Below are 13,435 nucleotides of genomic sequence, written 5' to 3' on the forward strand. Positions count from 1 at the left end.
CTCGCAACCCGCGCCCGGCCTCCGCCGCCCGCCGCCCGCCGCAGTAGTCTCGTCCGGTGATCGATCACGGCTTTCTCGACCGAACTGGCCGGCGCGTCACCCTTCGGGAGGTGGACGGGGCGAACTGGCGCGCGGTCGCCGACATCGCGCCCCTCGACGGGCAGCGGCGTCACGTCGCGGCCCTGGCGGCCCGTTATCTGGTGCTGTCGATGCGTGAGGACACCTGGAACTCGCTGGCGGTCCACGCCGGCGACGCGGTCGTCGGCCACGTCATGTGGGGCGTGGACGAGGACGGCTCGCACTGGATCGGCGGGATGGTGATCGACGGCCCCGAGCAGGGCAAGGGCCTCGGCCGCGCCCTCCTGCGCACCTTGACGGCCTGGCTGGCGGCGCAGGAGGGCTGCTGGGCGATCCGGCTGGCGTATCACCCGGACAACGTCGTCGCCGCCCGGCTCTACGAGTCGCTGGGTTTCGTGCCGACGGGGGCGGCCGACGGTGAGGAGATCATCGCGGAGCTGGCGCCGGCCCCACGCTGAGGGCTCGCCGAGGGCGGGTCAGGGGCCGGCGGGGTGGTCCAGGGTGGCGCGGAGGGCGGCATGGCGCTGGGCGGTTTCCGGGGTGAGCGAGGTCTCCGGCATGTCCTGGGCGTCGTAGACCTGCCACACGTCGAGGCCGATGCCGTCGTGGCCCGGCGGGACGGGGACGCGCAGGGCCCATTCGAGCGCCTCCTCCCGGGACTTGACCTGGATCAGCCAGAAACCGGCGATGAGCTCCTTGGCCTCGGCGAACGGCCCGTCGACGACCCTGGCCCGGCCGCCGCTGTAAGCGATCTGTGCGCCGCGTGAGCTGGGGTGGAGCCCTTCGGCGGCCAGCAGGACGCCCGCCTTCGCGAGCGACTCGTTGAAGGCGGTCATGTTGTCGACGAGCTCCCGGCTCGGCAGCACGCCGGCCTCGGTCTCCTCGCTGGCCTTGCCCACGATCATGAATTTCACGCTGCGTTCTCCTCGTCTCGGCACGGAGCGGGCTCCTCGCGAGCCTGCCACACCGACGCGTCGTACGGGACGGGGCCGGATCGACACGTGAACCGGGAAAGCGCGGAGCGCGCGCCCCGGGCAGGTGACGCGCGCTCTCAGCGGGTGGCGGTCAGGCCGCGTAGTCGGGGTAGCCGTAGCCGACGACCTGGGACGTGGGGCGGACGCGCTCCTCGACCCGGCCGTTGCCGGTGTTGCCCTCGACCGTGGAGATCGTGCCGTCGCCGTTGTCCTTGACGACGAATCCGACGTGCTGGATGGCGTCCAGGCTCTTGCTGCCGCTCCAGGCGAAGAAGACCACGGCGCCGGGCTTGGCCTCGGTGCCCCAGCGGTCGTTGGCGGCGAACCACTTGGCGTGGGTCACGGTGTAGGCGTCCCAGCCGACCTGGGGACGGGCGCCGGTCTGCTCGCCGACCCAGGAGACGAACATCGAGCACCAGGGGGCGTTCAGGTAGGCGCTGGGGTTGCCGCCGTCGCGGGCGACGGTCTCGAGGGCACGGCGGGAGCTGGCGTACCACTGCTGGAACTTGGTGCCGCCGCCGTAGGCGTTCTCGCTGGTGCCGACCTGCTCCTTGGCCAGGGCCAGGACCTGGGCGGCGGTGACGTTGACCTGGGTGGCGCCGGCCGTGGCCGGCTTGGCCTCGGACACGGTGCGGGTCTCGACGTGGGTGTCGGCCTGGTGGCCGGGCTCGGCGGCCTGGGCGGGGAGTGCGGTGCCCAGCGTGGTGCTCAGCGCGGTGGCCAGGACGGTGGCGCCGAGCGCGGCGCGCAGGTAGTGCTTGGGGGCACGGGCAAGACGATGCTTCGCCATCGAGGGGATTACTCCTTGCTTCCATGCCGCTTACCGGGTTAGCTGACGGGTTCGGGCGTGGAAGCTGCCCTACGGCCACACATGGCGCCGATTCACCCCGAAGGACATGGGTCCCCGGTTCCGCGCGAGGCGGATTCAGCGGTCACAGGACGATCCTGTGAGTGTCGTGCGATGGTTGGCAACGACCGGACAAACCGGACGTAAGCCGCGAATGCGCCATAAGGTAATACATCCGCCAAGGCATTACAAGTCGATAAAGTCGCAGCTAGGAGAGTTGCCCGCGAGCGTCGGCCAGAAGCCCCATCATGGCAAGGGATTCGTCAAGAGGCATGATCGCGCTCTCGGTCCGGTTCCCGGCCAGCGCGTCCCGCACCTCGCGCAGCTCTCCGGCGTAGCCGTTGTCGGCCGGATCGAGCTCGTGCTCCTCGGTCTCCATCGACGGCCCGCTGAGCACGACCCGCCTGGGCGCCCAGAACGGCGCGTCGAGGTCGGCCCGCATCCCGGTGCCCACGATGCTGGCGGAGTTGGGGAAGTGCGCGAGCAGCGAGGTGTCGACCAGCGCCCGCCGGCCGCCCGGGTAGACGAGCACGCCGCCCGCCTCGGCGTCCACCCCGTTGGGCGCCAGCGCGCCCGTCAGGTGCATGGCCTCGGGCATGCCGAGGAAGAGCTGGGCCAGCCCCAGCGGATAGATGCCCAGGTCGAGCAGCGCGCCCCCGCCCAGCTCCGGGGCCCAGAGCCGGTGCGCGGGATCGTAGGGCAGCGCGAACCCGAACGAGGCCCGCACCGAGCGGATCTCACCGAAGCGCGGGTCGGCCTTGAGCATCCGCACGAGCGGGTTGAAGCGCATCCACATGGCCTCCATCAGGAAGACCCCGGCCTCGCGGGCCAGCCGGACCATCCGCTCGGCGTCGGCCACGCTCGCGGCCAGCGGCTTCTCGCACAGCACCGCCTTGCCCGCCGCGATCGCGGCCTCGGCCACCTCCAGGTGCTGGGCGTGCGGGGTCGCCACGTAGACGGCGTCGACGGCCGGATCGGCGCACAGCTCGGCGTAGGAGCCGTGCGCGGACTCGGCGCCCAGCGTCGCCGCCAGCGCCTTGGCCCGGCCCAGGTCGCGGGAGCCGACCGCGGCCACCCGCATGCCCGGCTCCGCCGCGATGACCGCACCCACGGTCCTGGCGATGCCACCTGTCGCCGCGATGCCCCACGCTAGATCTCGCACGCGGGAGATCGTACTGATTCATCCGCCGATGCAAAACCTGACCGGTTTCACTTCACGGGAACACGTCCGGGTCCGGGCCGAGCCGGCGGCCGGCGTTCAGGGCCCCGATGGCGGCCATGTCCTCCCGGTCGAGCGTGAAGTCGAAGACGGCGATGTTCTCCTTGATCCGCGCGGGCGTGACGGACTTGGGGATGACGATGTTGCCGAGCTGGATGTGCCAGCGCAGCACGATCTGCGCCGGCGTGCGGCCGTGCTTGTCGGCCAGCACCGCCAGCGCCGGCTCCGACAGCAGCCCCTTGCCCTGCCCGAGCGGGCTCCACGCCTGCGTGAGGATGCCGTTCTTGTCGTGGAACTCGCGCAGCTCACGCTGCTGGAAGTACGGGTGCAGCTCGATCTGGTTGATGCACGGCGGGACGTCGGCCTCGTCGAGCAGCCGCTGGAGCGTCTCGGCGGTGAAGTTCGACACGCCGATGGCCTTGGCCCGGCCGTCGCGGTAGACCTTCTCCAGCGCACGCCACGCCTGGACGTACTGGTCCTGCCGCTGGGCGGGCCAGTGGATCAGGTAGAGGTCGACGTAGTCCAGGCCGAGCCTGCCCAGGCTCTCCTCGAAGGCCTGCTCGGCCCGGCCGTGGTCGTTGTTCCACAGCTTCGTGGTGACGAACAGCTTCTCCCTCGGGATGCCGCAGGCGCGCACCGCCCGGCCGACGCCGGCCTCGTTGCGGTAGAGCTTGGCGGTGTCGATGTGGCGGTAGCCGCACTCCAGCGCGGTCGTGACCGCCTGCTCCGCCTCTTCGTCGGGCACCTGCCAGACGCCGAGCCCGAGCTGCGGGATCTCCACGCCGTCTCTGTATAGCCGTAGCGAGTTCATACCCTCCATTGTTCACGTGCCGTTCCGGGCGGCTTAAGCCGCCCGGGCTAGCTTGAAGCGGTCGTGAACGGGCCATCACCTGGCTGGGGGAACATCAGTGGTCAAACGGGCGTCGGCCTGGGTGGAGTCCCCGCTCCAGATGCTGTGCGCCGTCGAGGCCCACCATGCGGGGCTGCTGGGGCCGGCCGCCGAGGTCGTGCCGCGCGCCGGGCTGCGCGCGCTGCGGGCGACGCGGCATGAGCTGCGCCGCCTGCCGCTGCCCGCCGGGCTGGAGCTGGCCGAGCCGCGCGAGCGCATGCCGCGCCGGCCGGCGGCCGTCGGCGACGCGTTCTCCGGCAAGGTGCAGCTGCGCTGGCTGACCGCCCACCCCGGCCGCGTCGTCGTGGTCGACGACGGGCTGGCCACGATCCGGCTGCTGGAGCTGCTGGCGGCGGGCCCGTACCGGCCGCTGCTGCGGGCGCGCGCCCGTCCCGGGCTGCTCCGTACGGCGCTGGGGCTGGCCTCGGCCGTCAGGTTGCGCGCCGGCCGGGTGACGGTGTTCACCGCGCTGCCGGTCTCCCCGGAGCTGGCCAAGGCCGTCACCGGGGCGGGCGTCGACCTGGTGCGGCACGACTTCCCCTGGTTGCGCGGCCAGCCGCCGGGCGACCCCGGCCCGGTGGAGCGCACCGTGGTGCTCGGCACCTCGCTGGTGCGCAACGGGCTGGTGCGCCGCGACCGCTACCTGAGCTGGCTGAGCGACCTGGCCGCGCGTGAGCCGCTCGCCTACTACCCGCACCGCCGGGAGGACCCGGTCGACGTGGCGCTGATCCGGGAGCGTCCCGGCATCACCGTGCACGAGCCCGGGCTGCCCGCCGAGCTGCGGCTGCGCGGGCTCGGCGCGGGCCAGCGGGTGCTCAGCCTGCCGTCCACCGCGATCTCCTCGCTGCGCGTGCTGCTGAGCCCGCGCGGCGTGGCGGTGGAGCCGGTCGAGGTGCCCGACGACTGGTGGACCAGCAGGGCGGCTCCCGCTCTGCGCTCGCATCTGACTGGAGTGACAGGAGTGACCGGGTGAGGGTGCTGGCGATAGCCGACTCCGACTCGTATCTGAAGTGGGCCGCCTGCCTGCTCGGTGATCTGCCGGCGGGCTGCGAGAGCGAACTGGTCGTGGTGCGCACGCCGATCGCGCCGTCCGCCGAGCAGATCGCGGCGGCGGTGGGCGACATGCCCGCGCCGCCGGTGCTGACGGCCAGGGCGGTGCGCCGGGCGGCGGAACGGTCCGATCCGGACGCGATCCTCGTGGCCTGCACGGGACCGGTGGTGGACGTGCTGGTGTCCGGCGTGCTCGACGGGCTGCGGCCACGCCCGGTGTTCGTCACCGGGCTGCCGGGCATCTCGGTGCCCGCCACCGACAAGGCGTGGCTCTACCGCAGCGGCTGCGACCTGTTCGTGGTGCACAGCGAGCGGGAGGTGGCCGAGTTCGCCGCGGTGGCCGCCCGGCTCGGGGGGGGAGGGGCGGTCGGCCTGGCCAGGCTGCCGTTCCTGCGCCCGGCCCAGGAGCGCGGCGGCGGCGACCGGGTGGTGTTCGCCACCCAGGCCAAGGTGCCGCGCGCCCGGGAGGAGCGCGAACGGGTGCTGCGGGCGCTGGCCGAGCTGGCCGCCGCCAGGCCGGACCTGGACGTGGTGGTGAAGCTGCGCGCCCTGGAGGACGAGCGGCAGACCCACCGCGAGCGCCACCACTACCAGCGGCTCTGGCGGGAGCTCGGCGAGCCGGGCCGGCTGCGGTTCGAGGCGGGCTCGATGCGCGAGCACCTCGCGCACGCGGCGGGCTTCGTCACGGTCAGCTCGACGGCCGCGCTGGAGGCGATCGCGCAGGACGTGCCGCTGCTCGTGCTCAGCGACTTCGGCGTGAACGCCGAGATGATCAACCTGGTGTTCGAGGGCAGCGGCCTGCTCGGCACCCTGGACGACCTGGCGCGCGGCGACTTCCGGGAGGCCGAGCCGCGCTGGACGGCCGCCAACTACTTCCATCCGGCCGGGCGGGACGACTGGGCGGGCCTGCTGGCCGGACTGGTGAACTCCCGGCCGAGGGTGCCGGCCAGGTCGCTGCTCGACGGGCCGGAGCACGCGGCCGCCCGCCGCCGCGCCCGGCTGCGGGTCGAGGTGCCGCCGAACATGCTGCGCGCCGGCCGGCGGGCCAAGCGCCGGGTGCGCCGCTACCTGAAGGCCCTCACCTGAGAGATCTTCCTGCGGAAGCGGCCCATCGCGGTGGGCCGCTCCGCCAGGCCGAGGCTCTCCAGGCGCTTCTTCTTGAAGTAGCGCGGATCGAGGTCCGGCTTCGCCGGCCGCAGCCCGGGGTAGGCGTCTGCCTGCATGCAGTAGCCCACCGCGCGCACCAGCGCGGTCAGGTCCCGCCGGGGCGGCGCCTCGACGGAGCCGTCGGCCGACAGCCGGGGCAGCAGCGCGTCGGCGATCGTCACCGGGATCCGGTTGCTGTTCTCGTACGGGGTCAGCCGCTCCAGCACCAGGCCGGTGCCGTGGGAGGCCACCGGCAGGCTGAAGTAACGCCGCGCGGTGATCAGCGCGGTGGAGAAGCAGCCGACGACCAGTTCCGGCCGCAGCGCGGCGAAGCACACCTCGGCCGGCACGCTCTCCCCGGCGACCACCAGCCGCACGCCGAGCCGCTCGGCCGCGGCCCGCAGCAACTGGGCGTGCCGGCGGCCGGCCGCCGGGTGCGGCTTGAAGGCGACCGTGGTGTGGCCGCGCGCGGCCAGGCCGCGCAGCATCGCCTCGTGCAGGTCCGCCTCCTCCTGCGGCGTGACGATGTCCAGCGCCGACAGGTACTGGCCGAGGATCAGCGCCTCGGCGGCCATCATGTCCGGCGCGGTCGCGGCGACCTCGCGCACCACCGCCAGGAACGCCTCCTGCGGCAGCGTCTCGGCGGGCACGCCGTACTCGCTGAGCAGCAGCGGCGTCAGGCCGGGCAGCAGATCCAGGTGGAGCAGGCGGGTGACGCGGCGGAAGATCTCGGCCGGCAGCGGGTCGCGGGTCGGGCCGTAGCTCATCAGCCCGTCGGAGTAGACCGTGATGGGGCAGTCGCGCACCAGCCCGGCGATCGTGCGGGCGGGCGGCACCGCGATCGACTCCAGCACCAGCTCGGCCACCCCGTCCAGCCCCAGACGGGCGGCGATGAGCCGCTCCAGCATGGGCACCTCGATCACCCGGGCCCGCCAGTCCGACGGGTGCAGCGGCGCGATCAGCTCGTTCCACGAGTGCACCTCGTCGAAGCGGGAGCGCAGCGCCGCGAAGCCCGGCGTAGCGTCGAGCGGCGTCGCCGCCTCGGGGACGGCCCCGTTCGACGACACGAGCAGCACGGCGCGCCCGCCGCCGAACCGGCCGTCGTCGATGGCCGCCGCCAGTGACATGGCGCCGAACAGGGTCGAGGCGTAGAACACCGTCGTCATGCGTCCTCCCGATCACGGCGATGGCGGGGACCGGCGGGCAGGCCGGGCAGCAGCGCCCGCAGCGCGGCCTCGCGTGAGGCGGACATGCCCGAGGCCGCCCCGGCCACCAGCTCGACCGGCAGCGCGCCGGCCAGCTGTGCCCCGCGCTCCTCGAAGCGGGCCCGCAGCGCGGGGGTGAACCGGCCGGCGATCTCCAGGTGGTGGGCGAGCAGGGCGCAGAAGTTCCGTACCGCCTTGGGCAGGAACTCCTCCTCCAGATCCTTGAACACCAGCTCGAAGGCGTCGAAGAAGTGCAGCTGCCGCTCGTCGCCGACCTGCGTCAGCGACCCGGGCACCTGCCGCCGGTAGAACACCCCGGCCAGCGACACCACGGCGAACGTCGCCGCCTCCCGGTGCAGCCGCCAGATCCACGGCCGGTCCTCGGCCGTGTGCAGCGAGCCGGGGAAGTGCAGCAGGTCGCCCAGCGAGCGGCGGTAGACGCCCGCCCACGCGTACGGGTAGTCCACCATGGTGCGCACCCCGGCGGGCAGGATCGCGTCGCCGGCGGCGAGCACCGCGCCGCGCCGCGCCAGCGGGGCGCGGTGCACGACCCGCTTGCGGCCCTCCACCTGGACGTGGTCGGCGCGCACGAAGTCGCAGCCGAGCCCGTCGACGGCCTCGACGAGCCGCGCCAGGTAGCCGGGGGCGAGCCAGTCGTCGCCGTCCATGAACGTGACGTACCGGCCGGTGGCGGCCGCCAGCCCGGCGTTGCGCGCGTCCGCCAGCCCCAGCGGGGCCGGGTTGCGGATCACGGACAGGCCGGGCAGGTCGGCGCGGAAGTCGTCGACGATCGCGCCGGTGGCGTCCACCGACCCGTCGTCGACCACGATGAACTCGAAGTCGCGCCGGGCGTTGCGGCACAGCGAGGCGAGCGCGTCGGCGATGAAGCGCTCGCCGTCACGGATCGGCACGACGACCGAGAGTGTGATCAATGTCGATCTCCAGGTACGGCGGTGCGGCCGTACGGGCCGGAAGGGGTGGTCAGACGGTCACGCGGCGCAGCCGGGCCTTGGGAGCCTCCTCGCCGGGGAAGACGCGCTTGACGCCGTCGCCCATGGCCTGCTCGATGACGCGGATGTCGCGCACCAGGTGCTCCAGCCCGGCCGGCTCCAGGGAGGCGGCGTGGTCGGAGCCCCACATGGTGCGGTCGAGCGTGATGTGCCGCTCCACGCAGACCGCGCCGAGCGTGACGGCGGCCAGCGAGATCTGCAGGCCGCGCTCGTGCCCCGAGTAGCCGACCGGCACGCCGTAGCGCTCCTTGAGCGTGATGATCGTGCGCAGGTTGGCCTCCTCCGGCGGCAGCGGGTAGGTGGAGGTGGCGTGCATCATGATCAGGTTGTCGGTGCCGAGGATCTCCACGGCCCGGTCGATCTCCCGCAGCGTGGACATGCCGGTCGACAGGATGACGGGCTTGCCGGTGGCGGCCAGGGCGCGCAGCAGCTCGTGGTCGGCGACGCCGGCCGAGGCCACCTTGTGCACCGGGACGTCCATCTCCTCCAGGAACGCCACCGACGGCACGTCCCACGGGGAGGCGAACCAGTGCAGGCCCCGCTCGTCGCAGTACTTGGCGATCTGCCGGTACTCGTCGTGGCCGAACTCGGTGCGCTCCTTGTACTCCAGGTAGGTCATCTCGCCCCACGGCGTCTGCCTGATCTGCCCCTTCTGCTCCTCGGGCACGCAGATCGCCGGGGTGCGCTTCTGGAACTTGACCGCCTGGCACCCCGCGTCGGCGGCCACGTCGATGAGGCGGCGGGCCAGGTCCAGGTCGCCGTTGTGGTTGATGCCGATCTCGCCGATCACGTACACCGGCTCGCCGTCGCCGACCAGCACGTCGCCGATCGCGACGGGGCCGAACACGCGCCGGGGCGCGGGGGCGGGGGCGGGCCCGGGCTCCGGCCGGGCGGCCACCACCCGGTCGCACAGCTCGCGCACCGCGCCGTCGCCGCCGACCTTGGTGAGGACGACGCGGGCGGCGGCCCGCACCCGCGGGTGCGCGTCGGGCACCGCGACCGGCCAGCCCACCTCGGCCATCGGGCCCAGGTCGTTGACGTCGTTGCCCACGTAGGCGACGCGGGCCGGGTCGAGCCCCTCGATGGCCAGCCAGTCGCGCAGCACCGTGCGCTTGTCGGCCAGCCCCTGCAGGACCGGCACGCCGAGCTTGCGCGCCCGCGCGGCCACCACCGGGTTGTGCTCGGTCGACATGACCAGCACCTTGACGCCGGCGCGGCGCAGCAGCGACACGCCCATCCCGTCGGAGCGGCTGACCAGCACCATCTCGCGCCCGTCGGAGTCGACGTAGGCGCGGTCGTCGGTGTGCACGCCGTCGAAGTCGGTGATGACGGCGTCGACGTCGATCGGCTCGGGCGCGTCCACGAACGGCGCGAGCGCCCGCACCAGCTCCAGGTCCTCGGGGTCGTCGACCTCGATCGCGTGCTGCGACGGCACCGGCTGGACGGCGATCGCGCCGAAGAAGCGGTGCCCGTGCTCGCGCAGCCCCTCGGTGCGCATCACGTAGAAGGCGCCGTTCTCGCGGAACTGCGGCTCGCGGTCCTGCCGGCGCGGGCGCACGGCCGGGTCGTGGTTGACGCCGGAGCCGGTGCCGGTCCACAGGAACTCGTGCGTCGGCAGCCCCGACACGACGGAGTCGGCCTCGCCGTCCAGGACCCGCCGCACCGCGGCCGACAGGTCTTCCGGGTCGATGAAGGCGCTGGTGCACTGCACGAGCACGACCACCTCGGGGTCCTCGCCGAGCGTGTCGAGCGCGTGCAGCACCGCCGACTCGCTGGAGGCGGTGGCGCCGCTCAGCTCCTCCGGCCGGTCCACGACGCGGGCGCCGGCCCGGCGCGCCACCTCCGCGATCCCGGCATGGTCGGTGCTCACCACGACCTCGTCCACGAGCTCGGCCCGCAGGCAGGCGCGCACCGCGCGGGCCACCAGCGGGACCCCGCCGACCGGCGCGAGGTTCTTCAGGGGTACGCCCGCCGAACCTCCGCGGGCGGGAACTACGGCCAGGACTCGCAACGTGACTCCTCCATGCTTACGGGTTGCACCCAGAAGCTAGAGGGACCGATTGAACTGGCAGCGTCCCCGTCCTGAACTTTCCGTGTGCCTCAGACGGCGGGGAGCCGGAGGACGAAGCGGGCGCCTTCGGGGTGGTCCTCGACCCGGATCTCGCCGCTGTGGGCCATGGCGACGTCGCGGGCGATCGCCAGGCCGAGCCCGGTGCCGCCCGCGTCGCGGCTGCGGGCCGCGTCCAGGCGGGTGAAGCGCTCGAAGATGCGCTCGCGATCCTCCTCGGCGATCTGCGCGCCGTCGTTCTCCACGGCCAGCACCGCCTGGCCGTCCTCCCGCGAGACCGTCACGCGCACCCGGCTCTCGGCGTGCCGCTGGGCGTTGTCCAGCAGGTTCGTCAGCACCCTGACCAGTTGCAGCCGGACGCCCTGGACGGCCACGCCCTCCTCCAGCTCGGCCCGCACCGGGATCTTGTCCTTGCGGGCGGAGAGCTCCTGGCGGACCAGCTCGGCCAGGTCCGTCCGCTCCTTGGCCACGTCGACGCGGGAGCCGATCCTGGCCAGCAGCAGCAGGTCGGTGATGATGGCCTCCAGCCGGTCGGTGTCGCGCAGGCAGCTCTTCACCAGCGCCTGGAGGTCGGTCTCCTCGGGGTAGAGCTCGGCGCTCTCCAGCTGGGCGCGCAGCCCGGCGATGGGCGTGCGCAGCTCGTGCGAGGCGTCGGAGGCGAACTGCCGCTGCTGCTGCGCCGAGCGCTCCAGCCTGGCCAGGGTGCCGTTGACGGCCCTGGCGAGCTGCGCCACCTCGTCCTCGCCGCGCGGCTGCGTCACCCGGCTGCTCAGGTCGCCGACGTTGACCTCGTCCAGCTCGGCCCGCATCGCCCCCACCGGGCGCAGCGCCCATCCGGTGACCGCCCAGGTCGCCCACGCAGCGAGCGCGACGAGCGCGACGAGCTGGGCGGCCACGGTGGCCTCCAGGGTGCGGGTGGCCAGCACCGACGGGCTGCGGCGGCCCGCGTAGACGACGGCCGCGCCGGGGTCGCCCGACACCCGCATGGCCGTCAGGTGCAGGCACTCGCCGGACCGGCAGGTCGCCGTGTCGACGGCGCCCGCGCCGGGCGGGGGCCGCACGCCGCTCAGCGGCGGCCTGTTGCGGGCGGCGTCGCTGGCCGCCACGATCGTCCCGTCGGGGGCGACGACCTGGATCAGGTTGATGGACGGGTCCAGCAGCGGCACCGTGGTCCCCGGCTTGAGCCCGCCGGTGCGCACCTCGGTGACGGTGCGGCCCGCGGTGTCGCGCGCGTCGGACCACACGGTGTCGGCCACCAGCGACCGGGCGATGACGACGCTGCCGACGGCCACGGGGGTGAGCACCAGGGCGGCGACCGCCGTGGCGACGAGGGTGACGCGTCCGCGCAGAGAGCGGGCCCACAGGCGTGACACCCACTGAGGCTACAAACCGTAGTCACTCGCGCATGCCGCGTGCGGGGAAAGGTTGGTCAATGCTGCAGCCATACGGTGGTGTCCGGCGGGATCACGCCGTCGTCCGCCACCGGGCCGCTCGACAGCAGCACCCGCCCGCCCAGGCCCGGGGCGACCGGCTCCTCGCCGGTGTTGAGCACCACGGTCAGGCCGGGCTCGCGCCTGATGGCCAGCACGTCCCTGGGGGAGTCGAGCCAGGTCAGCGTGCCGCCGCCGAGCGCCGGATGCTCCCGGCGCAGGCGCAGCGCCGCCCGGTACAGGTTGAGCGTGGAGCCCGGGTCGTCCTCCTGCGCCTCGGCCGACAGGGCCGGCCACGACGCGGGGATCGGCAGCCACGGGTCCCGCCAGCCGCAGCCGGGCTCCGCCGTCCACGGCAGCGGCACCCGGCAGCCGTCGCGGCTCTCGCCGGTGCGCCGGAACGCCGGGTCCTGGCGCAGCTCGTCGGGCAGGTCGAGCACCTCGGGCAGGCCGAGCTCCTCGCCGTTGTAGAGGTAGGCCGAGCCGGGCAGGCCCAGCATGAGCAGGGTGGCCGCGCGGGCCCGGGCCAGGCCGCCGTGCCGGGTGACGTGGCGGGGCTTGTCGTGGTTCGACAGCACCCACGTGGTCGGCGCGCCCACCAGCTCCGCCTCCGCCAGCGACTTCTCGATCACCGTGCGGAACGACTTGGCGTGGAAGTCGGCCATCATGAACTCGAAGTTGAACGCCTGGTGCAGCTCGTCCGGCCCGACGTAGCGGGCCAGCCGCTCCGGCGACGACACCCACGCCTCGGCCACCGCCATCCGGCCGCCGGGGTAGGAGTCGAGGATCGGCCGCCACTCTCGGTAGATGTCGTGCACGCCGTCCTGGTCGAAGTACGGCACCCGCTCGTCGCCGAGCATCTCGGCCTGGCGGCCCTGCTTCGGCCCCACGTCGGGCAGCCCCGCGGCCTTGACCATGCCGTGTGCCACGTCGACGCGGAAGCCGTCGACGCCCCGGTCCAGCCAGAAGCGCAGGATGTCGCGGAACTCGGCGCGCACCTCGGGGTTGTCCCAGTTGAGGTCCGGCTGCTCGGGGGCGAACAGGTGCAGGTACCACTGGCCGTCCTCGACCTGGGTCCAGGCCGGGCCGCCGAAGATCGACTCCCAGTCGTTGGGCGCGTCGCGGAAGATGTAACGGTCGCGCAGCCCGGCCCGGAACCAGGGGTGCCGGTCGGAGGAGTGGTTGGGCACCAGGTCGACGATGACCCGGATGCCCAGCTCGTGCGCGTCGCCGATCAGCGCGTCGAAGTCGGCCAGCGCGCCGAACATCGGGTCGACGTCGCGGTAGTCGGCCACGTCGTAGCCGCCGTCCGCCATGGGGGAGGTGTAGAAGGGGCTCAGCCAGATCGCGTCCACGCCCAGCTCCCTCAGGTAGCCCAGCCGCCGGCGCACTCCTTCCAGGTCGCCGACGCCGTCCCCGTTCGCGTCCGCGAAGCTGCGGGGGTAGACCTGGTAAACGACGGCGTCGCGCCACCAGTCGTCGTTGTCGGGCATGGCTGTCCTCCCCGAGGATGTCCGTG

Annotated in this window: 12 protein-coding genes and 1 riboswitch; of the genes, 3 read left to right on the forward strand and 9 right to left on the reverse strand. The window is 73.5% G+C overall.

All coding sequences use genetic code 11. The annotated features are described in order from the left end of the window. Nucleotides 1-110: 110 nt before the first annotated feature. Nucleotides 111-536: a GNAT family N-acetyltransferase gene (locus tag ADY59_RS31680; RefSeq protein ID WP_197093951.1), complete on the forward strand. Its 426-nt coding sequence runs from the start codon at nt 111-113 to the stop codon at nt 534-536. Nucleotides 537-554: 18 nt separating this feature from the next. Here ADY59_RS31680 and ADY59_RS31685 read toward each other — a convergent pair whose 3' ends face one another. The 4 genes from ADY59_RS31685 to ADY59_RS31700 all read right to left on the reverse strand — a co-directional run bounded on the left by ADY59_RS31685 (nt 555) and on the right by ADY59_RS31700 (nt 3,929). Beyond that, nucleotides 555-983, reverse strand: coding sequence for a YciI family protein (locus ADY59_RS31685; protein ID WP_231618995.1), 429 nt, complete (start codon nt 981-983; stop codon nt 555-557). A 160-nt stretch (nt 984-1,143) separates the two neighbouring features. Then, nucleotides 1,144-1,842: a CHAP domain-containing protein gene (locus ADY59_RS31690; protein ID WP_049569862.1), complete on the reverse strand. Its 699-nt coding sequence runs from the start codon at nt 1,840-1,842 to the stop codon at nt 1,144-1,146. Nucleotides 1,843-1,854: 12 nt separating this feature from the next. Further along, a riboswitch (cyclic di-AMP (ydaO/yuaA leader) is annotated at nt 1,855-1,993 on the reverse strand. A 114-nt stretch (nt 1,994-2,107) separates the two neighbouring features. Beyond that, nucleotides 2,108-3,061 (reverse strand): Gfo/Idh/MocA family protein, encoded by a 954-nt coding sequence (locus tag ADY59_RS31695; RefSeq protein WP_197093952.1) that lies wholly within the window; start codon nt 3,059-3,061, stop codon nt 2,108-2,110. 52 nt (nt 3,062-3,113) lie between these two features. Next, nucleotides 3,114-3,929 (reverse strand): aldo/keto reductase, encoded by an 816-nt coding sequence (locus ADY59_RS31700; protein ID WP_082310553.1) that lies wholly within the window; start codon nt 3,927-3,929, stop codon nt 3,114-3,116. Nucleotides 3,930-4,026: 97 nt separating this feature from the next. On the opposite strand from ADY59_RS31700, the gene ADY59_RS31705 reads away from it, so the two are divergent. Together ADY59_RS31705 and ADY59_RS31710 are read left to right on the forward strand one after the other, a co-directional pair. Next, nucleotides 4,027-4,980 (forward strand): hypothetical protein, encoded by a 954-nt coding sequence (locus ADY59_RS31705; protein WP_049569872.1) that lies wholly within the window; start codon nt 4,027-4,029, stop codon nt 4,978-4,980. Continuing rightward, on the forward strand, nt 4,977-6,143 hold the full coding sequence (locus tag ADY59_RS31710; protein WP_049569875.1) for a DUF6716 putative glycosyltransferase: 1,167 nt from the start codon (nt 4,977-4,979) through the stop codon (nt 6,141-6,143). Before ADY59_RS31705 ends, ADY59_RS31710 begins: the two co-directional genes overlap by 4 nt. On the opposite strand, the gene ADY59_RS31715 is transcribed toward ADY59_RS31710, so the two are convergent. From ADY59_RS31715 to ADY59_RS31740, 5 genes are all read right to left on the reverse strand, one after another. Then, nucleotides 6,122-7,369, reverse strand: coding sequence for a polysialyltransferase family glycosyltransferase (locus ADY59_RS31715; protein WP_049569878.1), 1,248 nt, complete (start codon nt 7,367-7,369; stop codon nt 6,122-6,124). The two genes, ADY59_RS31710 and ADY59_RS31715, sit on opposite strands and share 22 nt — an antisense overlap. Then, nucleotides 7,366-8,340, reverse strand: coding sequence for a glycosyltransferase family 2 protein (locus ADY59_RS31720; protein ID WP_049569881.1), 975 nt, complete (start codon nt 8,338-8,340; stop codon nt 7,366-7,368). The genes ADY59_RS31715 and ADY59_RS31720 overlap by 4 nt, the downstream gene beginning before the upstream one ends. Nucleotides 8,341-8,389: 49 nt before the next feature. Further along, nucleotides 8,390-10,429, reverse strand: a complete 2,040-nt coding sequence (locus ADY59_RS49080; RefSeq protein WP_082310554.1) for an N-acetylneuraminate synthase family protein — start codon at nt 10,427-10,429, stop codon at nt 8,390-8,392. Nucleotides 10,430-10,518: 89 nt separating this feature from the next. Next, nucleotides 10,519-11,859 carry a HAMP domain-containing sensor histidine kinase gene (locus ADY59_RS31735; RefSeq protein ID WP_049569883.1) on the reverse strand — a complete coding sequence of 447 codons (1,341 nt, stop codon included), beginning with the start codon at nt 11,857-11,859 and terminating at the stop codon, nt 10,519-10,521. Nucleotides 11,860-11,915: 56 nt separating this feature from the next. Beyond that, nucleotides 11,916-13,409: a glycoside hydrolase family 13 protein gene (locus tag ADY59_RS31740; protein ID WP_049569886.1), complete on the reverse strand. Its 1,494-nt coding sequence runs from the start codon at nt 13,407-13,409 to the stop codon at nt 11,916-11,918. Nucleotides 13,410-13,435: the final 26 nt, after the last annotated feature.

This window comes from Nonomuraea sp. SBT364, assembly GCF_001083785.1.
Classification (GTDB): Bacteria; Actinomycetota; Actinomycetes; order Streptosporangiales; family Streptosporangiaceae; genus Nonomuraea.